This is a genomic window from Aliarcobacter trophiarum LMG 25534, assembly GCF_003355515.1.
GTDB classification, from domain to species: Bacteria; Campylobacterota; Campylobacteria; order Campylobacterales; family Arcobacteraceae; genus Aliarcobacter; species Aliarcobacter trophiarum.
In genome coordinates this window covers 46,804-69,824 of the sequence record NZ_CP031367.1, presented here as the reverse complement: position 1 = coordinate 69,824, position 23,021 = coordinate 46,804, and the positions used below count along the sequence as shown (strand labels likewise).

Genomic DNA, 23,021 nt, shown 5'->3' with positions numbered 1-23,021 from the left:
GAAGTCTATCCTAATTTTACTTAAAATTTTTAAAAGAAGATATTATCTAAAACTATTAAAAAAAAGAAAACTATTCCTAAATATCCATTTACAGTAAAAAATGCTCTATCTATCTTTCTAAAATCTTTTGAAACCAAATAGTGTTCATAAGAGAGCATCAAAGTAGCTATAACTACAGCAAAATATGCAAAATAAGAGCTAGATGAATATATCACAAATAAAAGCCAAAAAATTATAGTTAGAGTATGAAATATTTTTGAAAAGAGCATAGTTTTATTCGCTCCAAAAATAGATGGTACAGAGTGAAGACCTAGTTTTTTGTCTACATCTATATCTTGTAGTGAGTAAAGTAAATCAAATCCAGCAACCCAAAACATAACTCCAATACTCAAAAATATTACCCATAAAGGAATAGTTTCACTCACAGCTACAACTCCAGCAATTGGTGCAAGTGCTAAAGATACCCCTAAAATTATATGTGCTAAATATGAGAATCTTTTAAAGTATGAATATGAACCTATTACTATTAAAATAGGAACTGATAAAATCAAAGCCAAATTATTTACAAAATAAGCTACTAAAATAAAAGCTAAAGCATTTGCAAAAAAGAATACAAACATAGCTTTTGCAGATATTCTTCCATCTACATTTGGTCTATTTTTTGTTCGTGGATTTAAAGCATCTATATCTCTATCCATAAAACGATTAAAACCCATTGCAAAATTTCGTGCAAATACTGCACATAAAGTTCCCAAAACCAAAAGTTTAAATCCAAACCAAGGAGTTCCATTTACTTGTGAAGATGATACAACCATTGCTATAAATATGAATGGCAATGCAAAAACAGAGTGCTGAAACATCACTAATTCACTAAAATCTTTTATCTTTTTTATTAATTTTTCCATGGGCAGGATTTTATCAAATAATGGGTAAATTAATGCTTTTTAGCTATAATCAACCAAATTTTGAATGGAAATCACCTATGAAAAAACCTATATTTATAATACTTTTAAGCCTTTTTTCTATACTTTTTACAGCTTGTGCTACAAAAATTGATGAAACAATAGAAAAATCAAATGTCTCAGATATCTCCTTGCTTTTAGAACAACTTGCACAAAAAGAGAAAGAGATAAATGATATTATAAAAGAGCTTGAGCAGTGCGAAGCTACAAAAAAAAGAGAAAAATAAATTAGAATATGAAAGAACTAGCTATTATTGGAACAACAGCTTCAGGAAAAACAGCACTCTCTCTTGATTTAGCTATAAAAACAAACTCTATAATTTTATCTTTGGACTCACTTTGTGTATATAAAGAGATAGATATAGCTAGTGCAAAGCCAACAACTATAGAAAGAGGGGATATAGTCCATTTTGGTATAGATGAAATTTTTCCAAATGAGAAATTTGATGTTATTGAATTTTTAAATTTGTATAAAAATGCAAAAAAATATGCAAAAGAGAATATGAAGAATTTAATTATTGTAGGTGGAACAGGCTTTTATTTAAAAGCTTTAACCGATGGAATAAGTGATGGTTTAAAAGAGAATACAAATTTAGATATGTGTTTAAATGATACTTATAATATGCTTTATAGTTTGGATAAAGAATATATGCAAAGAATTGAGCCAAATGATAGATATAGAGTAGAAAAAGCTTACTCTATTTATAAACAAAGTGGTTTAACTCCAAGTGAATATTTTTTGAAAAACCCAAAAATTGCTCTCTCAGCAAATTTAAAAATTTTTGAAATCTTATGGGAAAAGGATGAGCTTATAAAGCGAATAAAACTTAGAACAAAACAGATGATAAAATCTGGACTAATAGATGAAATTATATATTTAGAAAAAAAATATACAAGAGCTCCAAATTGTATGTCAAGTATAGGAATAATTGAGACTTTAGAGTATCTTGATGGCAAAATATCAAAACAAGAGCTAGAAGATAAAATTATTCAAAATACGCTAAAACTTGCAAAAAGGCAAAATACTTTCAATAAAGGTCAATTTACTAATAGAGTTTCAAATATAATTCCTAGCTTAAATTCAGAGATTATTAAGTATCTTTCGATATAATCGCCGTTCAAAAGTCTATTAAAGGACCTGCAAAGACTTGCTCTTTTTTTAGAAGTTTAAAAAATAAAAAGGAAATTGGAATGAAAAAAGATATTCATCCAGATTACAAAATATGCAAAGTTTCTTGTGCATGTGGAAATAGCTTTGAGACAAAATCAAATGTTGAATCTTTAAGAGTTGATATTTGTTCATCTTGTCACCCATTCTTTACAGGAGAGCAAAAACTTGTTGATGCTGCTGGAAGAGTTGAGAAATTCAAAGCTAAATATAATATGGCAAAATAGTCCATTATTATGTTGCGCTTAGTTCCAACACCAATAGGAAACCTTGATGATATCTCAAAAAGATCACTTGATGCACTATTGGAAGCGGAACTAATTTTTTGTGAAGATACAAGAGTCACAAAAAAACTTATAAATCTTTTAGCTGAAAAATATGAGTTAGATTTTTCAAATAAAGAGTTCAAATCTTTTCACTCTCACAATGAAGCTGATGTTTTAAAAACAATCTCAAAAGATACTTTTTCTAAAAATGTTGTTTATTGTAGTGATGCTGGAATGCCTTGTATTAGTGACCCTGGAGCTACTTTAGTTGATTGGTGTATAAAAAATAGTATTCCTTATGAAGTAATTCCTGGAGCAAATGCACTTTTAACAGCCTTTGCTATGAGTGGTTTTAGTAACACTGAATTTACATTTTTTGGCTTTTTAGACCATAAAGGAGTAAATCGTGCTTCAAAACTTGAAGAAGTTTTAAATAGTTCTAGAGTTAGTATTTTATATGAATCACCTCATCGACTTTTAAAACTTCTTGAAGAGCTCAATAAAAAAGAGCCAAGTAGAACAATATTTTTAGTAAAAGAGATAAGCAAGTTTTATCAAAGAACATATAAAAATAGTGCAAAAAATCTATATGAAGAGCTAAAAGATAGTGATATAAAAGGTGAGTGGGTTGTGGTTATTGAACCAAAAGAGAAGCCAGGTTATAATCTTGAATTAAATGATATTTTACCTCTTGATATTGCTCCAAAAATAAAAGCAAAATTAATAGCAAAGCTTACAGGTGCTAGTGTAAAAGAGATTTATCAAGATTTATTAGGTAAAATTCAAAATTAATTTAAACGAGAAGAAATGATAATATATGGAAAACAGATAGTTTTATATGTGCTTGAAAAACACCAAGATTTAATAGAAGAGATTTTTTTATCAAAAGAGATTGATAGTAAACTTTTTTCAAGATTTGCAAAACTAAATAAAAAAATTCATAAAGTTGATAACCAAAAAGCTCAAGCTTTAAGTAAAGGTGGTAACCACCAAGGACTTATTTTAAAACTTAGTGATTATCACTATGCACCACTAAAAGAGATAAAAAATATGAACTTTATCATCGTTTTAGATGGTCTTACAGATGTGGGAAATATTGGTGCAATAGCAAGAACTGCTTACTCTTTAGGAATTGAGGGAATGATTGCAGCAGATATAAAAACTATAAATAACTCAGGAACTATAAGAACTAGTGCTGGGGCTTTATTAGATTTACCATTTGCAATTCATTCAAGAAGTGTTGATTTAGCAAGTGAATTAATTGATGCAGGATTTACACTAATAGGTGCAACAATGGATGGAGTTGACCTCAAAAAATATGGAAAAATTGAAAAAACTGATAAGGTTGCACTATTTTTAGGAAATGAAGGAGAAGGAATATCTCCAAAAGTTGCAAAAAAACTAGACCTAAAAGTCTCAATAAAAATGGAACATGAATTTGACTCTTTAAATGTAAGTTCAGCAGCTGCAATTTTAATTTATACTCTAAAAAGATAAAAAGGAAAATATATGAAAAAACTACTACTTATAATATTTTTATGCTTAAGTTTAAATGCAAATATAAATCAAGCTGTAATTGGTCTAATTGGAAGTAGTGATTTCAATACTCATAGAAATTTAATAAGTAGTATCTTTAAAAATCAAAGCTATTTTTATACAAATGGTAGCCTTGATTATGCAAAAATTTCTCAAACTTTACAAAACAACAATCTTTTAAAACTAAATTTAGGTTCAACTCAATCAATTGAAGCAACTTTTATTTTTACTTCAAGCCCCAAAAAGTCTTTTAAGAATATAAATGATATCTTAAAAACGATAGGTGTTCAAAATTTTGTAACACTTGAGCAAAGTGTAGTTGATAATCAACTAAAATGGAGTATAAAAGTACAAACTGCAGCCGCCATAAACCCTCTTAGATTATCTCAAGAGTTACAAAGCACAAATTGTAGGATTATTGATATAAAAAAAGAGGGTAACAATAAATGGAGTTATTATATTGACTCAAAAAAATCTTCTATATATAAAGCTGAAGATTTAGTTACAAAAGCATCTGTGTCATTAAAAAAACCAATAAGACCATATATTTTAGAGATTGCAAATAGTGATTCTCTAAAAATAGACTCAAATATTGGGAATAGTTGGTATCCTACTATTATCTTCTATGATGATAGTTTTAATGTTATTGATGTTTTTGAGAGTGAAACTTTGCATAAAAATTTAAGAGTTGATATTCCAACAAATACAAGATTTGTAAAAGTTGATGATTTTTATGCTTTAACAAATATAAAAAATGGATTAATAATTACTAAGGAGTAGTAAGATGTTTGATGAGATAGAATTTGAAAGAATGAAAAGACTTCCAAACTATGTGTTTGCAGAAGTTAATGCTATAAAAATGGAAGCAAGAAGAAATGGTGAGGATATTATAGATTTCTCTATGGGAAATCCAGATGGTCCAACTCCAACACATATTGTTGAAAAATTAAGAGAAGCTAGTTTAAAACCAAAAAACTATGGATATAGTGCGAGTATTGGAATTTATAAATTAAGACTTGCTATTTGTAACTGGTATAAAAGAAAATATAATGTTGATTTTTTAGATCCTGATAAACATGCATGTGCAACAATGGGTTCAAAAGAGGGATATGTACATTTAGTTCAAGCTATTGTAAATGTTGGAGATGTTGCTGTTGTTCCTGATCCAACTTATCCTATTCACTCTTATGCATTTATGCTAAATGGTGCAGCAATTCACAAATTTGAACTAGTATTTGATAGTGAATTTAAAGTAGATGAAGATCTATTTTTCAAAAATTTACAAAAAACAATAGATGAGAGTATTCCAAAAGTTAAATATGTAGTTGTGAACTTCCCTCATAATCCATCTTGTGCAACAGTAACTCCTGAGTTTTATACAAAATTAGTAAATATGGCTAAAAAAGAGAGATTTTATATAATCTCTGATATCGCTTATGCTGATATTACTTTTGATGGTTATAAAACTCCTTCAATTTTTCAAGCAGAAGGTGCTTTAGATGTTGCTGTTGAATGTTTTACTTTGAGTAAATCATATAATATGGCTGGATGGAGAGTTGGATTTATTGTAGGAAATGAAAAACTTGTAGGTGCTTTAAAAAGAATTAAATCTTGGCTTGATTATGGAATGTTTGCTCCAATTCAAATTGCTGCAACTGTGGCTCTTGATGGTCCACAAGATTGTGTAGAAGAGATTATTTCTAAATATGAAAAGAGAAGAGATGTAACACTTCAAGCATTTGCAGAAGCTGGTTGGGTTATGGATAAACCAAATGCATCAATGTTTATTTGGGCAAAAATTCCTGAAAAAGCACAACATCTAGGAAGTCTAGAGTTCTCTAAACAACTTCTTAGAAATGCTGGTGTTGCAGTTAGCCCTGGTATTGGATTTGGACATTATGGTGATAAGTATGTAAGAATTGCCTTAATTGAGAATGAGAAAAGAATAAGACAAGCTGCGAAAAATATTAAAAGATATTTAGCGTCACTGTAAAAATAAAAATGTATGAGTACGATTCCTTTTAGATAGGAATCTTTTAAAAGGATTATTTTATGCTTAAAGTTGGAATTATTGGTGTTGGAACTGTTGGAACAAGTGTTGCAAATATCTTAAGAGATAATAAAAGTATTATCACTTCACGAGCTGGAGTTGAGATAGTTCCAACTATTGGAGTAGTTTCAAATTTAAATAAAAAAAGAGATGTTGAAATTGAGCTTACAACTGATGTATCAAAGGTTTTGGATGATCCAAATATTGATATTGTTGTTGAGCTTATGGGTGGAATAGAAAAGCCTTATGAGATAGTAAAAAAAGCTTTAGAAAATGGTAAATCAGTTGTCACTGCAAATAAAGCACTTTTAGCTTACCATAGATATGAGCTTCAAGAACTAGCAAGTGATACTCCTTTTGAGTTTGAAGCTGCAGTTGCTGGTGGAATTCCAATCATTAATGCTTTAAGAGATGGATTAAGTGCAAATAATATTAAATCTATTCAAGGTATTATGAATGGAACTTGCAACTATATGCTTACAAAGATGATAAATGAGGGTGCAAGTTATGATGAGATTCTAAAAGAGGCTCAAGATTTAGGTTATGCAGAAGCTGATCCTACATTTGATGTTGGTGGATTTGATACAGCTCACAAACTTCTAATTTTAGGTTCAATCGCTTATGGAATAGATGTAAAACCTGAAGAGATTTTAATTGAAGGTATTCAAAATATCAAACAAACAGATATAGAGTTTGCAAAAGAGTTTGACTATAATATTAAGCTTCTAGGAATTGCAAAAAAAGTGGATAATCAAATAGAGCTTAGAGTTCATCCTGTTTTAATTCCACTAAATAAGATGATAGCAAAAGTAGATGGTGTTATGAATGGAGTTTCAGTAATTGGTGACAAAGTTGGAGAGACTATGTACTATGGAGCTGGAGCGGGTGGTGATGCAACTGCTAGTGCTGTTATTGCAAATATTATTGATATAGCAAGACGAGGTAAAGGCTCACCTATGCTAGGTTTCGAAAAACAAGTTGGCATAAAACCAACACTTATGCCAAAAGATGAAATAAAAACAAAATACTACTTAAGACTAGAAGTTGCGGATAAAAGTGGTACTTTAGCAAAAGTTGCAAAGGTTTTTGGAGACAATAAAATCTCTATTGAAAATATGATGCAAAAAGCAAAAAAAGATGCAAAAGCAAACCTACTTCTTACAACTCATACTTGTGTAGAAAGAGATATTGTAAAAGCTATAAATGAGCTTGAAAATTCTGGAGTTGTACTTAAAAAACCTGCAATGATAAGAATAGAAGATTAACTCTTCTATTTAAAAAAACTCATCTATTATCTCTTGATTTTTTGAGCATATTTTATAGCTTATGTTTTTATAGCTAAACTCCAAATAGTTTGCATGAAGCCAAAGCCTAAATGAGCCACTTAAAGTAAATCTATCATCACTACTTAGAGTTTTATTTAGATAATTTTCTGCATTTACATCATCTATTCCATAAATTGGGTCTCCTAAAATTGTATGATTTATAGAGTGCAGATGAACTCTTATTTGATGTTGTCTTCCCGTTAATGGAATAGCTTCAACTAATGTTAAATCTTTTTCTTTATTATATTTTATTGGTTTTATAATTGTAATTGACTCTTTTCCACCCTCATTTTTTTCACAAACTTTCATTTTAACACCTATTAAAAGTCCTTCTTTATCGATATTTTTATCAATTCTTAACTCTTTTTCTATTTTTCCTCTTGCAATTGCTAAATAAGATTTATGGTATTTCTTATCTTGAAACATCTCTTTTAGCTCTACTTCACTTCTTTTATTTTTACCTACAATTACAAGCCCTGATGTTTCAGCATCTATTCTATGAATTAAGTTTGCATCTTCTCCAAAATGAAATCTTATCTCATCAAGTAAAGAGTACGGTGTATTTTTTGAAATAGGATGAACCATAAGATTTGTTGGCTTATCAAAAATTGCAAAATCTTTAAACTCTAAAAGAGGTTTCAAACCCCTACTTTGTCCCTCAAATACACCTATAAAAATCTCATCACAATCGATTATATCACTAGGATTAAAAGCACTCATATCACTTCTAAATACTCTTCCTTTTCCTATAAGTCTTTGGGCTACCTTGGGGTTGTAATTTAAATAATGTATTAAAAAAATCTGTATTTTCTTATCTTTTATAGCACTATATTTTTTGAGTATAAATGGCAAAATCATCTTCCTATATTTAAGTTCATAATGGATACAATATCCCTTAATTTTTAATAATAATAGTATAAATTTTATAGAAATATGATTAGAAGGATATTTTATGGTAGAGAGATATGCAAGAGAAGAGATGAGTTCAAAATGGACTCAAGAAGCAAGATATGCAGCTTGGCTTGAAGTTGAAAAAGCGGCAGTAAAAGCTTGGAATAAATTAGGTCTTATTCCAGATGATGATTGTGATAAAATTGTAAAGAATGCTAAGTTTTCAGTAGAGAGAATTGAAGAGATTGAAGCTATTACAAAACACGATTTAATAGCATTTAACACAAGTGTATCTGAAAGCCTAGGAGCTGAATCAAGATGGTTTCACTATGGAATGACAAGTTCAGATGCAGTTGATACTGGTGTTGCACTTCAAATGAGAGACTCTTTGGAAATTATAATCAAAGATGTAAAAATGCTTCTTGAAAGCATTAAAAAAAGAGCTATGGAGCATAAATTTACTTTAATGGTTGGTAGAAGTCATGGAATTCATGGGGAACCAATAACTTTTGGATTAACTTTAGCTGTTTGGTATGACGAAGTTAAAAGACATTTAAAAAATCTTGAAGAGACAATGGAAGTTATAGCTGTTGGTCAAATAAGTGGAGCTATGGGAAATTTTGCTCATGCACCTTTAGAACTTGAAGAGTATGCAATGGCTGAATTAGGTCTTAAGCCTGAACCTTGTAGTAATCAAGTAATTCATAGAGATAGATATGCAAGACTAGCAACTACACTTGCTCTATTAGCTTCAAGTGTTGAAAAGTTTGCAGTTCAAGTAAGACATCTTCAAAGAACTGAAGTTTATGAAGCAGAAGAGTATTTTGCAGCTGGACAAAAAGGGAGTTCAGCAATGCCACATAAAAGAAACCCTATTTTAACTGAGAATATAACTGGATTAGCAAGAATGATAAGAGCTTACTGTATTCCAGCTATGGAAAATGTAGCACTTTGGCATGAAAGAGATATTTCTCACTCTTCAACAGAGAGATTTTGGTTACCAGATGCATTTATCACAACAGATTTTATGCTTCATAGAATGAATAGTGTAATTGCAAATTTAACGGTTATGCCTGAAAATATGATGAAAAACCTAAACCTAACAGGTGGACTTGTATTTTCTCAAAGAGTATTACTTGAACTTCCTTTAAAAGGTGTAAGCCGTGAAGATGCTTATAAAATAGTTCAAAGAAATGCTATGAAAGTTTGGGAAGAGATACAAAAAGGAAAAGCTACTACAAATGAAAAAGGTGAAAGCTTATATCTACAATATCTTCTTGCAGATGATGAACTTGGAAAATCTTTAAGTCAAGAGCAAATTAGAGAGTGTTTTAATTTTGACTACTATACAAAAAATGTAGAGAAAATTTTTAATAGAGTTTTTAAATAAGTTTTTATAGGGACAAATAAATGACAATAATGATACAAAAAAGAAATGGAAGAAAAGAAGTTTTGGATATTACAAAAATCCAAAAAATGACTATAGAAGCAACGGCAAAACTCGATGGAGTTAGCCAAAGTGAACTTGAACTTGACTCTCGCATAAAATTTATTGATGGAATGCACTCAAGTGATATTCAAGATGCCTTAATTAAAACAGCTGTTGAAAAAATAGATATAGATGTTCCAAACTGGACTTTTGTTGCAGCAAGACTATTTCTATACGATTTGTATCATAGAGTAGGAATTGCAACTCATGGAGTAAAAGGTGATGCTTATAGACATTTAAAGGATTATATCAGCTTTGGAGTTGAAGCAGGAAGAATTATTCCAAACTTAGCAAATGGTTATGATTTAAATGATTTAAACTCTTATATAAAGCAAGAGAGAGATTTTTTATTTAACTATCTAGGGATAAAAACTCTATATGACAGATATTTATTAAAAAATAGCAAAGGTGAGCCAATTGAGTTACCTCAACAGATGTTTATGGCAATTGCTATGTTTTTGGCTCAAAATGAAAAAAATAAACAAGAAAAAGCAAAAGAGTTTTATGATGTTATCTCTAAATTTGAAGTAATGCTTGCAACTCCAACTCTAAGTAATGCTAGAACAAATAGACATCAATTAAGCTCTTGTTATATTGGTTCAAGTCCAGATAATATTGAAGGTATCTTTGATGGATATAAAGAGATGGCACTATTGAGTAAATTTGGTGGTGGAATTGGCTGGGATTGGAATCAAATTAGAAGTTTAGGTGGTGCTATTGATGGACATAAAAGTGCAGCAGGTGGAACAATTCCATTTTTAAAAATCACAAATGATATTGCTATTGCTGTTGATCAATTAGGTACAAGAAAAGGGGCAATTGCTGTGTATCTTGAGCCTTGGCACATGGATATTATGGATTTTATAGATTTAAAGAAAAATAGTGGAGAAGAGAGACGTAGAGCACATGATTTATTTCCAGCACTATGGATAAGTGATATCTTTATGCAAAGAGTTTTAGAAGATGGACATTGGACACTTTTTGATCCTGTTGAAGTTAAAGATTTAAGCGAGTGTTTTGGAGAAGAGTTTGAAACAAAATATATTGCATATGAAAATAATGATGATATTACTAAAAATAGAATAAAAGCAAAAGATTTATGGAAAAAAATCTTAACTTCATATTTTGAAAGTGGAAGCCCATTTTTATGCTTTAAAGATAGTGCAAATAGAGTAAATCCAAACCCTCATGTTGGGCATATTAGAAGTTCAAACCTTTGTACAGAGATTTTCCAAAATACAAATCCAAACCACTACAAAATACAAATAGAGTTTGAAGATGGAGTTATAAAAACTTTTGAAGAAGAGGATTTAGTTCTTGTTGATGGTGGAATTACAAAAAAAGCAAATAAGGTAACCGCTCTTGATAGTATAAATGGCAAAAAAATCTTTATAGTTGAAAAACAAAAAATAGATGGAAACACTGCTGTTTGTAATCTTGCAAGTATAAATCTATCAAGAATAAATACAAATGAAGATATAAAAAGAGTAACTCCAATAGCTGTAAATATGCTTGATAATGTTATAGATTTAAACTTTTATCCACTTAGAAAAGTAAAAGCTACAAACTTAAAATCTAGAGCAATTGGACTTGGTGTTATGGGTGAAGCCGAGATGTTAGCAAATAATAAAATATCTTGGGGAAGTAGTGAGCATTTTAAAAAAATAGATGAGATTATGGAGTGTATCTCTTATAATACTATTTTATCAAGTTCAAATTTAGCAATAGAAAAAGGCTCTTACCCTACTTTTGAGGGTTCAAATTGGAGCAAAGGTATTATGCCTCATGATCATACTCCACAAGCTGTAAATGCTATTGTAGAGAAAGATTTATTTGATAACTCTTGTGATTGGGAATATTTACGAGAAAAAGTTAAAAAAGATGGTATGAGAAATGGTTATCTAATGGCTATTGCTCCTACATCATCTATCTCTATTTTAGTAGGAACTACTCAAGCAATAGAACCTGTTTATAAAAGAAAATGGTTTGAAGAGAATTTAAGTGGACTAATTCCAGTTGTTGCTCCAAAACTAAGCCCTGAAACTTGGTCTTTTTATACACCAGCATTTGAAATAGATCAACTTCAAGTTGTAAAAGCAGCAGCAATAAGACAAAAATGGATAGATCAAGGTCAAAGCACAAATATCTTTATGAGTTTAGACAAAGCAAGTGGAAAACATCTTCATGAAATATATACATTAGCATGGAAACTAGGTCTTAAATCAACATACTATTTAAGAAGTCAAAGTCCAGAAGCAAAAAATGATGTAGAAGATAGAAGTATGGAGTGTGCTGGTTGTCAATAATAGTAAATTTTAGAAGGAGTAAAAATGCATAGTAATAAAAGAAAAACAATATATAATCCAAACTCAAAAGAGAGTTTAAATGACAGAAGAGTTTTTGGTGGTAACTCTGATGGAATGATAAATTTTACAAGAATGAAATATGAGTGGGCTTTGAGACTTTGGGATATGATGGAGGCAAATACTTGGTTTCCACGAGAAGTTCAAATGACACAAGATGCTAAAGATTATAAGTTTTTAACTCAACCTGAAAAAAGAATGTATGATTTGGTTTTAAGTCAACTAATTTTTATGGATAGTTTACAAACAAATAACCTTATGGATAATATCAATCCATATATTACTGCTCCTGAAATAAATGCTTGTTTATCAAGACAATCATATGAAGAAGCAAATCATAGTAAATCTTATGCTGTTATGGTTGAAAGTATCTCTGATAATACAGATTTAATCTATGATATGTGGAAAACAGATACAAAACTAAGAGAAAAAAATACTTATATTGCTGGAGTTTATGAAGATTTATCAAATGGCGATTTAACTGATGAGAAGATGGTTTTAGCAATGTTTGCCAATCAAATTTTAGAAGGACTATATTTTTATGCTGGATTTGCAGCTATTTATGCACTTGGGAAAAGTGGGAAAATGCTTGGAAGTTCACAAATGATTAGATTTATTCAAAGAGATGAGGTAACTCACCTTTTACTATTTCAAAATATGATAAATAGTGTAAGAAAAGAGAGAGCAGACCTTTTTACACCTGAACTAGAAGAAAAAGTTAGAGCAATGTTTAGAAAAGCTGTTGATTTAGAGGCATCTTGGGGAGCTTATATTACTCAGGGGCAAATTTTAGGATTTACAGATAGTATTATTAGACAATATATTGAATATCTAGCAGATAGAAGACTTGAAGCTATAGGATACAAACCTGAATATAATGTAAAACATCCAATTCCATGGGTAGACGGATATGCAAGTTTTAATGACCAAAGAACAAACTTCTTTGAAGGGAATGTAGTAAACTACTCAAAAGGTAGTATAGATTTTGATGATTTCTAATATTTAGTTAGACAAGGAAAACATATGTCAATTTTTATGAAGATTTCTATTTTACTAATTTTATTTATATCTCTAAATATTTTATCTATTTATACTTTTGATTATAAAGATTACTTTGCAAATAAAAAAGAGAGTATAGAGTTAAATGAGAAAAATAGTATATTTAAGTTCTTTAGTGAAGATTTCTTTAAAAAACCCACTTATGTTTCATCAAACTTTGTTATTACAAAAAACAACAATAAACTATTTTTAAGCGGTATATTTTCAAGCAATGAAATGGCAAAGAAAATTACTGATTTTTTAAAGATAAATAACTTAGAAAATATTACTATTGTGGAAAATAGTCAAATTAATAAAGATTTATTAGAGCAAATTGTAGAGCTAACTGCTATTTTGAAAGATAATTTTGAAGATAACTCAAAAATAAGTTTTGATGGTAATAAAATAGTTTTAGAAGGCTTTCTTAAAGATGAAAGCTATAGGGAATTAGTAAATATAACTCTTTCAAAAATATCAAACTATGAGATTCAAACAAATATCTATGAAAAAATTAAAAGTGTTGACTTAAATCAAGAAAATGTTACAAAAGATGATGAATTAAATAAATTAAATAATAATCTTCAAGAAAAAAAGAGTATTTTGTCAAAAGATGATGTACAATTGCTTGTAAATAACCTTTTTATCACAGATAAAATATCTTTTGAAAGAAAAAGTGTAGAGCCAACAGAAAAATCAAAGATGTTGATAGAAAACTTAAGTATTATTTTAAAAGAAAATAATAGTTTTTCTATAGAGGTTGGTGGTCATACAGACTCAAGAGGAAATAAGGAGCTTAATAAAAAAATATCTCAAGATAGAGCCGATATGGTAAAAGAGATTTTAATAAGCTTTGGAGTGGATAAAGATAGAATTAGAGCAGTTGGATATGGAAATGAACGACCAATCGCAAAAGATGATGAAAACGGTTTATCAGATATAAATAGAAGAGTAGAGTTTATTATAGGGGATTAATAATGCTTACAGATGTCGCACAGTATATTGTCTTGAATTTAGCAGTTGCCTTTGTCTTAGGTCTAGTTTTTGGTTATATCCTTGGGAAAAGAAGTAAACAGACTTTTTGCTCGGCACAAAATAGTAAAGATATAAATGTTGTTGAGAAAAATAAGTTTAAAATCAATCCTATTTTCAATAAAAGTGCTAGTTTAGACTTCAAACCAATGGTTTTGAGTTCATCAAATAAAAAAGATAACCTTAAAAAGATAAAAGGTATAGATGAAAATATAGAAAATGAGCTGTTTAAATTAGGTATTTACCATTTTGAACAAATCTCATCTTGGACTAGTAAAAATACTGAATGGGTAGAAAACTTCTTAAATCTTCCAAACTATGCACGAGCAAATCAGTGGCTTGAACAAGCAAAAATTTTAAAAACTGGAAAAGAGACAAACTATAGTCAAAAACTTTTAGAAGATTTAGAAAATAGCTCTCAGAATTTAGAAAATTAAAAACTTATATTTTAGTTTAGCTTTACTATATATCTTCCAATACTTTTTGAATTAAGTAGCTCTTTATAGGCATCTCCTATCTCATCAAGAGTTATCTCTTTTATAATAGTATTTAACTTATCAACCCTAAATTTACTAGCTAACTGTTCCCATGACTCTTGTTTCTTAACTAAACTGCACTCAACACTATCAATTCCAATAAGTCTTACACCTCTTAAGATAAATGGAAACACATTTGTATTTAAATCACTTGAAGCTGTAAGACCACAGCAAGTAACCACTCCATCATATTTTGTTTGCTTTAAAGAAGTTGATAAAATATCTCCACCTACAGTATCAATAACAGCTGCAAATTTTGGAGCTAAAAGAGCTTTTGCACTATCTTTTAAAAAGTTGTCTCTTAAAATAACTTCCTTTGAACCAATCTTTTTCAGAAAATCTATCTTATCACTTTTCCCTGAAATTGCTACAACATTAAAGCCCAAACTATTTAAAATAGTAACTGCTAAAGAGCCTACACCACCTGTTGCTCCTGTAACTAAAATATCTCCACTTTCAGGAGAGATATTGTTATTAATCAACTCATTTATGCTTAAAGCAGCTGTTAGTCCAGCTGTTCCATATGACATTATCTCTTTATCACTTAAACAATCTGGTGCTTTTACAATCCATGAAGCAGGAACCTTTGTAAACTGTGCATGACCACCATCTGTATTCATTCCCAAATCATATCCTGTTACAATAACTCTCTGCCCTACTTCAAAATGATTTGATTTTGTCTCAAAAATAGTTCCTATAACATCAACACCAGTTATATGTGGAAATTTTCTAGTAACTCCACTATGTCCAATAGAGCTCAAAGCATCCTTATAGTTTAAACTAGAGTATGTAACTTTTATAAGAACTTCATCTTCACCACAAATTGGTTTTTCTACCTCTTTTACACTAGAACTAACTTCACCATTTTTATCTTTTTCTACTACAAAAGCTCTCATTTTTTCCCTTTTGATTTGAATTTTTAGTTTTTTATTAAATCATTTAAACTATCTTTTGGACTTTTTCCATCTAGTATAAGTTTAACCTCTTTTGCAATTGGAGTGTAAATCTTGTACATTTTTGATAGCTTATCTATTGCATTTGCTGTTTGTACTCCCTCAGCAACTTCTCCTAACTCTTTTAATATCTCTTCTAAACTTCTATTTGTAGCAAGTCCCAAACCAACTCTATAGTTCCTACTCATTGTAGAGTTTGCTGTCAAAAATAGATCTCCAGCTCCACTAAGACCTAAAAAAGTCATCTTTTTTGCTCCAAAATATTTACCAAATCGTTGCATCTCCACTAAGCCTCTTGATATTAAAGAGGCTTTTGCATTATTCCCTAAATTTAATCCTTCACAAATTCCACTAGCAATTGCTAAAACATTTTTATAAGCCCCTGCTATTTCAGCTCCTACAACATCTGAACTATAGTATGTTTTTATAAAATTTGGGAAAAATTTACTAAACTCTTCATATATCTTTTTTGATTTAGAATTTATAACTAAAGCACAAGGAAGCCCTTGTATAACCTCAGCTGCAAATGATGGTCCAGAGATAAAACCAATACTATTATTTGGTATAAAGTTACTATAGATTTCATTTAAAAATGCTCCTGTAGAGGCCTCTATTCCTTTGCTTGCAACTAATATTTTTTGATTGGAATATACAAAGTTTTTCTCTAGCCAATTTCTTATTTCTTGGGCGGGAATTGCAATTACTAAATATTCACAAGAGAGAGCAAACTCTAAGTCAACAAAGTTTTTAATATCCCTTTTTGATCTTGAAGTTATATAGCACTCTTCTTTTTGACTTAATGCAAAATGAAGAGCTTGTCCCCATTTTCCTGCTCCAATAACTGCAAGTTTCCCTTTTCTCATTATTTTGATAATCTCTCTTTAATTAACTCATTTACTTTTTGAGGATTTGCACTACCTTTACTAGCTTTCATAGTTTGTCCAACAAAGAATGCAAACATCTTTTCTTTTCCAGCTTTATATTCAGCTACTTTATCTTGATTTGCACTTAAAATCTCATCAATAATAGCCAATATTGCTCCATCATCACTTACTTGTTTAAGTCCCAATTTTTCAATTGTTGCATCTACATTATCAGAGCTATTTGCAATTAAATCATCTAAAACCTCTTTTGCGGCTTTTCCTGAAATTGTACTATCTTCAATCCTTTTTACAATTGTAGCTAGTGTTTTTGCATCTATTGGAGACTCTTCAATAGTAACACCCTCTTTTAATCTTCCTTGAAGTTCAACTGTTAACCACGTTGTCGCATTTTTGGCACTAATTCCTTCGCTCATCATTGAATCAAAATAGTTTGCCATCTCCAAAGATGAAGTTATAACAGATGCATCATACTCTTTTAATCCATACTCTTTTACAAATCTAGCTTTTTTTTCATCAGGAAGTTCTGGAATTTTTGAATACTCTTCTAACATCTCATCACTAATTACTAAAGAGAGTAAATCAGGGTCAGGAAAATATCTATAATCAGCAGCATCCTCTTTTCCTCTCATACTTCTAGTTTCCCCTGTATTTGTATCAAAAAGTCTAGTCTCTTGAACTATCTCTCTTTCATAAACACCATCTTCCCAAGCTTCTATTTGTCTATTAACTTCATAGGCAATTGCTTTTTCAATAAACCTAAATGAGTTCATATTTTTAATTTCACATCTAGTATAAAACTTTGTATCACCTTTTGGACGAATAGAGACATTTACATCACATCTAAAACTTCCCTCTTGCATATTTGCATCGCTAATTCCAATATACCTAACAATTGAGTGAAGTTTTTTAAGATATAAAATAGCCTCTTCTGCACTTCTCATATCTGGTTCACTAACAATTTCAAGTAACGGAGTTCCTGCACGGTTTAAATCTACTTGTGAGTGGTTACCACTATGAATGTTCTTTCCAGCATCATTTTCTAAATGTGCTCTTGTAACTCCAATAGTTTTACTAGTTCCATCTGGAAAATCTATAGTCAATTCACCAAGTCCAACAACAGGAGTACTTAATTGAGATATTTGATAACCAGTTGGTAAATCAGGATAGAAATAATTCTTTCTATCGAATACTGATACTTTATTTATCTTTGATTTAAGAGCAGTTCCTAACATAATTGCTTTATGTACTGCCTCTTTATTTAGAACTGGAAGTCCTCCAGGAAGAGCTAAACAAGTTGGACAAGTGTTACTATTTGCCTCTTCTCCAAAACTTGTTGCACAAGAACAAAAAAGCTTACTTTTTGTATTTAATTGTGCATGAACCTCTAGCCCTATTACTGTTTCAAACATACTTGACATATTTATAATCCTTATCTTAATACTTTTATATCTGCTTTTACTTTTTGTTTCTCAAAATGATCTTTCAAAAATGTTTGCTCTCTTTGTTCCATAATATCATTAAAAACTCTAGGTTTTACCATCTCAAAAGGTAAAGCAACTTTCCCTTCTGCTTGTTTTAAAAATAGAGTAACATACTGTTTATCAGCCGTAAATATTGGTGTAAATGTATTTTGTTTTGTTCCATTTAAAATATATTGTAACTGAGCATGAATTTTACTACTATCTAATCTTAAGGGAGTTTTTGTAACTTCACTTGATTTTGCTTTTGCTTGATTTTGAATTGTATCAATAAGTGCATTTTTATTTGTAGAGCTATATTGAATAACCTCAAAATACTTTGAAGTTAAATATTTATTTATATTTTTTTCATAATATAGTTGCATATCATCATCATTTGCAATTGCAAGTTGCCCACGAACTAAGCTACTAATAAGTTTTTGTCTAATTACAGCATTTTTTGCCTCATTCTCAAAAACTTCATAGTTTGGATACTCTTGTTTTACAATAGATTTAAAAGCATATACATCCATTCCATTTGAATTTGCAAGTTTTTCAATATACTCATTTGTTTCAAAAATATCAGCAGAGATATTGTTTTTCTTTACTAATTGGTCATATAAAATCTTATCTATAAGATAGCTAACTGCTTCATTCTTTGAGATTTTATTTACTGACATTGTTTTTTCAATATCATATTGTGTAATTGGTTCATCATTAACCGTAATTGCTATACCATTTAGTGTTGAAGCATATGTTAAACTTGAGCCTAAAAGTAAAGCTAATAGAAATTTGTGCATTTTTGGAAATCCTTTCTTTGATAAAAGGGATATTTTATCGAAATTCCCTTAAATTTTATAAAATTTGCTCTATAACAACACCATTATCTTCTAAGAATTTTGAGATGATTTGCGAATTTGTATGTTCATAAGATTTTTCATATACTATTCTTTTTATTCCACTTGCTATTAGATTTTTTGAGCATTCGCTACAAGGTTCTAATGTCACATAAATTGTTCCACCTTCGATACTAATACCTTTTCTTGCAGCCCAAATAATAGCATTCATCTCTGCATGTATCTCATAAGTTTTTGACCATTCGTGGTGCTCTTTTGTATATTCTGCATTCCAATAATCACTGCAATTTTGGTACCCAGAAGGTGTTCCATTATATCCAGTTGATAGAATTCTTCCATCTTTTACTATTACAGCTCCAACTTGTTTTGATACGCATTTTGAAGCAAGAGATATCTCTTTTGCAATATTTAAAAAGTTTTTATCACTAATCATATTTCTAACCTAATTTTTTTTAAAGATTATAACAAAATTTGATTTATAATCTTAAAAAAAGCTTATTTTTGTAAATAAAAATATAAAAATTAGAAAGTTTTTGATATTATCATAGAAATTTTTCTAAAAAAAAGGCTAAATATGGATTTTAAAGATATAAAAGAGTTGATTAGAGTTTTCGATAAAAGTGAACTTAATAAACTAAGAGTTAAAGAAGGAGAGTTTGAAATCTCTATGCAAAGAGGTTTTGAAGGTGGGGTTACTACAGTTTCTACAACTCCAATGGCTCAAGCTATTGCTCCAGTTGCTCAAACTGCTTCTACATCTTCATCTGTTTTATCTACTCCTGCTGTTTCAAATGAAACACCAAAAGAGAATTCAGTAAATGGAATAACAATAAATGCACCTATGGTGGGAACTTACTACTCTTCTCCTTCTCCTGATTCTCCATCTTTTTGTGGAATTGGTGATATTGTTAGAAAAGGACAAACTCTATGTATTTTAGAGGCTATGAAAATTATGAATGAGGTTGAAGCTGAATATGATTGTAAAATTATTGATATTTTAGTTCAAAACGGTGAACCAGTTGAATATGATATGCCAATATTTATAGTTGAAAAAGTTTAAGAAGCAAAATATGGCAGAAATAAAAAAGATTTTAATAGCAAATAGAGGTGAGATAGTTCAAAGAGCTATTAGAACTATAAAAGAGATGGGTAAAAAATCTGTTGCAGTTTATAGTGCTGGAGATAAAAATGCCTCTTATTTAAAACATGCAGATGAAGCTGTTTGTATTGGTGGAGCAAAATCTAGTGAATCATACTTAAATATTCCTGCTCTTATAACAGCAGCTGAAATGACTGGTTGTGATGCAATTTTCCCTGGATATGGATTTTTATCTGAAAACCAAGATTTTGTAGAGATTTGTAAACTACACAATATTAAATTTATTGGTCCATCTTCTGAAGTTATGGAAAAGATGGCTGATAAATCAAAAGCAAAAGAAGAGATGGTAAAAGCAGGAGTACCTGTAGTTCCTGGAAGTAAAGGTGCAGTAAGAACTCTTGATGAAGGTAAAAAAATTGCACGTGAGATTGGTTATCCAATTATGGCAAAAGCATCTGCTGGTGGTGGTGGAAGAGGTATGAGATTAATCAAAGAAGAGAAAGACTTTGACTCACAATACCTTGCAGCTTCAAGTGAAGCATTAGCAGCATTTGGTGATGGGACTATGTATTTAGAGAGATTTATAAATAATCCTAGACATATAGAAGTTCAAGTAATTGGAGATAGCCATGGAAATGCTATTCATGTTGGGGAAAGAGATTGCTCTTTACAAAGAAGACACCAAAAAGTTATTGAAGAATCACCAGCAATTTTATTAAATGAAGAGACAAGAGCAAAACTTTTGGAAGTTGCAGTAAAAGCTACAAAATATTTAAAATATGAGGGTGCTGGAACTTTTGAGTTTTTAGCAGATGATAAACAAAATATCTATTTTATGGAGATGAATACTAGACTTCAAGTAGAACATCCTGTTTCTGAGATGGTTTCAGGTCTTGATATTGTAGAGTTGATGATAAAAGTAGCTGAAGGTAAAGAGCTTCCAGCTCAAGATAGTATTAGATTTAGAGGTCATGCTATTGAGTGTAGAATTACAGCTGAAGACCCAAATACTTTCTTACCATGTCCTGGAAAGATAACTCAATGGATGGTTCCAGGTGGAAGAAATGTAAGAGTAGATTCACATATCTATACAAACTATATAGTTCCTCCTCATTATGATTCAATGATTGGAAAACTAATCGTTTGGGGTAGAGATAGAAATAAAGCTATAAACATTATGAAGAGAGCTTTAAGTGAGTTTGAGGTTGAAGGAATTAAAACAAATATCCCATTCCATAAAAAAATGATGGCGAACCAAGATTTTGTTGATAACAACTACGATACAAAATACCTTGAAAACTACAAAGGTCTTGATAGCATTTAAGAAAGTTTTCTTTCTTAAAGCTATATCTAATATATTTTTAGATAAACTCCGCAGATTTATACACATTTATATGCCTATCTTTTTTTAAGATTTAGTAATTTTATACTAATAACTTACATATTTTTTATATTTGATTATCCATTTTAGGAAGGTTTTTTAATATAAGAGTGTATATTTAAAATATATACTTTAAGGATAAAAAATGACTTTTAAAGATTTTAATTTCAAAGAAAATTTACAAAAAGCAATAGACGAAGCTGGATTTAAAGAGCCAAGTCCAATTCAAATAGATGCTATCCCACATATACTTTTAGGAAAAGATATGGTAGGACAAGCTCATACAGGAACAGGAAAAACAGCAGCTTTTGGACTACCTGTTTTAAATCAATTAACGGGTAAAAATGCAGAGGCAGTTGTAATAGTTCCAACAAGAGAACTAGCAATGCAAGTATCTGATGAACTTTTTAAATTTGGAAAGTTTCTAGGAATAAATACAGCAACAGTTTATGGTGGTCAATCATACTCAAGACAACTAAAACTAATGGAGACTGCTAGTGTAATTGTAGCAACACCTGGAAGATTTTTAGATTTATTAAAAAATGGACATATAAAAATCAAACCAAGATTTGTAATTTTAGATGAAGCAGATGAGATGCTTGACATGGGATTCTTAGATGATATTAAAGAGATTTTCACATATCTTCCTGAGACTAGACAAACTTTACTATTTTCAGCAACAATGCCAACAGCAATAAAAAATCTAGCAAAAACAATTTTAAAAGAGCCAGAGTTTGTAACAATTACAAAAGCTGATGTAACAAACAAAAACATTACTCAAACTTTCTATGTAGTAGATGAAAGAGAGAGAGATGATGCACTTATAAGACTTTTTGATTATAAAAATCCAAAAAAATCTATAATTTTTTGTAGAACAAAAAAAGATGTTGATAGATTATCAACTTTTTTAATCTCTCAAGGGTTTATGGCTAAATCATTACACGGTGATATGGAGCAAAAACAAAGAGAAGAAGCTATTAAAGCATTTAAAACTTCAAAGCTAGAGATTTTAATTGCAACTGATGTTGCTGCAAGAGGACTTGATGTAAATGATGTAACTCATGTATTTAATTATCACTTGCCTTTTGATGGTGAATCTTATGTTCATAGAATTGGAAGAACAGGAAGAGCTGGAAAAGAAGGAGTTGCTATTTCAATTGTAACACCTCATGAGTTTAGAACTCTTCAAAGAATTGAAAAAACAATTGGTACAAAATTAGAATCTAAAGTTGTTCCAAATATTTCAACTGTAAAACAGAAGAAAATTGATGAGCTTAAACAATCTATTTTAGATCAAGAGATAAAAGATTATGCAATAGCTATTGTTGAAGAGTTAAAAGATGAGTTTGACATATCTACAATTGCATTTAAATTAGCTTCTATAATTGCTTCAAAAACTTATGTAAAGGGGAACAATCACATAGGAAAAAGTGAGCTTGATATAAGTAGATTAATAGAAAATGTATCAAGAAATAACGATAGAAGTGATGATAGAAGAGGTTCTTCAAGAGGAAGAGGAAGAAGTGGTGGACAAAGAAGAGATTTTGCTCCAAGAGATGATAGAGGTGGTCAGAAAAAGCCCTCAACATCAAGAAGTAGAACTAGTTCAAGTAGAGATTCTGCTGATAAACCTGCAAGAAGTTCAAGACCTAGAAGAAGAGATTAAATCTCTTCTTTTTCCCCGTTATCACTAAACTCGAAATAAGAGTAATTAAACTATAATAACTTTATCACAAT

Annotated in this window: 23 protein-coding genes; 16 read left to right on the top strand and 7 right to left on the bottom strand. The window is 30.0% G+C overall.

Annotated features, from left to right (window positions below):
- Positions 1-29: 29 nt before the first annotated feature.
- The gene (mqnP, locus tag ATR_RS00345) at positions 30-905 is read right to left on the bottom strand and encodes a menaquinone biosynthesis prenyltransferase MqnP (RefSeq protein ID WP_115427522.1); all 876 of its coding nucleotides are present in this window, start codon (positions 903-905) and stop codon (positions 30-32) included.
- Positions 906-925: 20 nt separating this feature from the next.
- Between mqnP and ATR_RS00340 the strand changes: the two genes are divergently transcribed.
- From ATR_RS00340 to ATR_RS00305, 8 genes are all read left to right on the top strand, one after another.
- A complete protein-coding gene (locus ATR_RS00340; RefSeq protein ID WP_128997251.1) occupies positions 926-1,189 on the top strand; it encodes a hypothetical protein in 264 nt (87 codons plus the stop codon).
- Positions 1,190-1,197: 8 nt separating this feature from the next.
- Complete coding sequence (miaA, locus tag ATR_RS00335) at positions 1,198-2,073, top strand: tRNA (adenosine(37)-N6)-dimethylallyltransferase MiaA (protein WP_115427520.1); 876 nt, start codon at positions 1,198-1,200, stop codon at positions 2,071-2,073.
- 80 nt (positions 2,074-2,153) lie between these two features.
- A complete protein-coding gene (gene rpmE, locus ATR_RS00330; RefSeq protein WP_115427519.1) occupies positions 2,154-2,357 on the top strand; it encodes a 50S ribosomal protein L31 in 204 nt (67 codons plus the stop codon).
- A gap of 9 nt (positions 2,358-2,366) precedes the next feature.
- Positions 2,367-3,188 (top strand): 16S rRNA (cytidine(1402)-2'-O)-methyltransferase, encoded by an 822-nt coding sequence (gene rsmI / locus ATR_RS00325; protein WP_115427518.1) that lies wholly within the window; start codon positions 2,367-2,369, stop codon positions 3,186-3,188.
- A 15-nt stretch (positions 3,189-3,203) separates the two neighbouring features.
- Positions 3,204-3,893, top strand: coding sequence for a 23S rRNA (guanosine(2251)-2'-O)-methyltransferase RlmB (gene rlmB, locus ATR_RS00320; protein WP_115427517.1), 690 nt, complete (start codon positions 3,204-3,206; stop codon positions 3,891-3,893).
- A gap of 12 nt (positions 3,894-3,905) precedes the next feature.
- Positions 3,906-4,712 (top strand): hypothetical protein, encoded by an 807-nt coding sequence (locus tag ATR_RS00315; RefSeq protein WP_115427516.1) that lies wholly within the window; start codon positions 3,906-3,908, stop codon positions 4,710-4,712.
- A gap of 4 nt (positions 4,713-4,716) precedes the next feature.
- Positions 4,717-5,925 (top strand): LL-diaminopimelate aminotransferase, encoded by a 1,209-nt coding sequence (locus ATR_RS00310; protein ID WP_115427515.1) that lies wholly within the window; start codon positions 4,717-4,719, stop codon positions 5,923-5,925.
- A 59-nt stretch (positions 5,926-5,984) separates the two neighbouring features.
- Positions 5,985-7,247 carry a homoserine dehydrogenase gene (locus tag ATR_RS00305; RefSeq protein WP_115427514.1) on the top strand — a complete coding sequence of 421 codons (1,263 nt, stop codon included), beginning with the start codon at positions 5,985-5,987 and terminating at the stop codon, positions 7,245-7,247.
- A 9-nt stretch (positions 7,248-7,256) separates the two neighbouring features.
- On the opposite strand, the gene ATR_RS00300 is transcribed toward ATR_RS00305, so the two are convergent.
- Positions 7,257-8,165 carry an RluA family pseudouridine synthase gene (locus ATR_RS00300; protein ID WP_228254236.1) on the bottom strand — a complete coding sequence of 303 codons (909 nt, stop codon included), beginning with the start codon at positions 8,163-8,165 and terminating at the stop codon, positions 7,257-7,259.
- A 94-nt stretch (positions 8,166-8,259) separates the two neighbouring features.
- On the opposite strand from ATR_RS00300, the gene purB reads away from it, so the two are divergent.
- The 5 genes from purB to ATR_RS00275 are packed head-to-tail and all read left to right on the top strand — an operon-like array spanning position 8,260 to position 14,554.
- Positions 8,260-9,588, top strand: a complete 1,329-nt coding sequence (gene purB, locus ATR_RS00295; RefSeq protein WP_115427512.1) for an adenylosuccinate lyase — start codon at positions 8,260-8,262, stop codon at positions 9,586-9,588.
- Between the two features lie 20 nt (positions 9,589-9,608).
- Positions 9,609-11,993, top strand: coding sequence for a ribonucleoside-diphosphate reductase subunit alpha (locus ATR_RS00290; RefSeq protein ID WP_115427511.1), 2,385 nt, complete (start codon positions 9,609-9,611; stop codon positions 11,991-11,993).
- 24 nt (positions 11,994-12,017) lie between these two features.
- Positions 12,018-13,049 (top strand): ribonucleotide-diphosphate reductase subunit beta, encoded by a 1,032-nt coding sequence (locus ATR_RS00285; RefSeq protein WP_115427510.1) that lies wholly within the window; start codon positions 12,018-12,020, stop codon positions 13,047-13,049.
- 24 nt (positions 13,050-13,073) lie between these two features.
- A complete protein-coding gene (locus ATR_RS00280; RefSeq protein ID WP_115427509.1) occupies positions 13,074-14,060 on the top strand; it encodes an OmpA family protein in 987 nt (328 codons plus the stop codon).
- A 2-nt stretch (positions 14,061-14,062) separates the two neighbouring features.
- The gene (locus ATR_RS00275; protein ID WP_115427508.1) at positions 14,063-14,554 is read left to right on the top strand and encodes a hypothetical protein; all 492 of its coding nucleotides are present in this window, start codon (positions 14,063-14,065) and stop codon (positions 14,552-14,554) included.
- Positions 14,555-14,565: 11 nt separating this feature from the next.
- Here ATR_RS00275 and ATR_RS00270 read toward each other — a convergent pair whose 3' ends face one another.
- Genes ATR_RS00270 through ATR_RS00250 form a run of 5 tightly spaced genes read right to left on the bottom strand, consistent with a single transcriptional unit; the run spans position 14,566 to position 19,237 of the window.
- Positions 14,566-15,549, bottom strand: a complete 984-nt coding sequence (locus tag ATR_RS00270; protein ID WP_115427507.1) for a YhdH/YhfP family quinone oxidoreductase — start codon at positions 15,547-15,549, stop codon at positions 14,566-14,568.
- A gap of 23 nt (positions 15,550-15,572) precedes the next feature.
- The gene (locus ATR_RS00265; protein ID WP_115427506.1) at positions 15,573-16,469 is read right to left on the bottom strand and encodes an NAD(P)H-dependent glycerol-3-phosphate dehydrogenase; all 897 of its coding nucleotides are present in this window, start codon (positions 16,467-16,469) and stop codon (positions 15,573-15,575) included.
- Positions 16,469-17,899 (bottom strand): Asp-tRNA(Asn)/Glu-tRNA(Gln) amidotransferase subunit GatB, encoded by a 1,431-nt coding sequence (gatB, locus tag ATR_RS00260; protein ID WP_235657214.1) that lies wholly within the window; start codon positions 17,897-17,899, stop codon positions 16,469-16,471. The genes ATR_RS00265 and gatB overlap by 1 nt, the downstream gene beginning before the upstream one ends.
- Before the next feature lie 20 nt (positions 17,900-17,919).
- On the bottom strand, positions 17,920-18,747 hold the full coding sequence (locus ATR_RS00255; protein WP_115427504.1) for a peptidylprolyl isomerase: 828 nt from the start codon (positions 18,745-18,747) through the stop codon (positions 17,920-17,922).
- 55 nt (positions 18,748-18,802) lie between these two features.
- Positions 18,803-19,237 (bottom strand): deoxycytidylate deaminase, encoded by a 435-nt coding sequence (locus tag ATR_RS00250; protein ID WP_115427503.1) that lies wholly within the window; start codon positions 19,235-19,237, stop codon positions 18,803-18,805.
- 141 nt (positions 19,238-19,378) lie between these two features.
- Between ATR_RS00250 and accB the strand changes: the two genes are divergently transcribed.
- The 3 genes from accB to ATR_RS00235 all read left to right on the top strand — a co-directional run bounded on the left by accB (position 19,379) and on the right by ATR_RS00235 (position 22,950).
- Complete coding sequence (gene accB / locus ATR_RS00245) at positions 19,379-19,864, top strand: acetyl-CoA carboxylase biotin carboxyl carrier protein (protein WP_115427502.1); 486 nt, start codon at positions 19,379-19,381, stop codon at positions 19,862-19,864.
- Between the two features lie 10 nt (positions 19,865-19,874).
- On the top strand, positions 19,875-21,227 hold the full coding sequence (locus tag ATR_RS00240) for an acetyl-CoA carboxylase biotin carboxylase subunit (protein ID WP_115427501.1): 1,353 nt from the start codon (positions 19,875-19,877) through the stop codon (positions 21,225-21,227).
- 202 nt (positions 21,228-21,429) lie between these two features.
- On the top strand, positions 21,430-22,950 hold the full coding sequence (locus ATR_RS00235) for a DEAD/DEAH box helicase (RefSeq protein WP_115427500.1): 1,521 nt from the start codon (positions 21,430-21,432) through the stop codon (positions 22,948-22,950).
- The last annotated feature ends 71 nt before the right edge of the window (positions 22,951-23,021 follow it).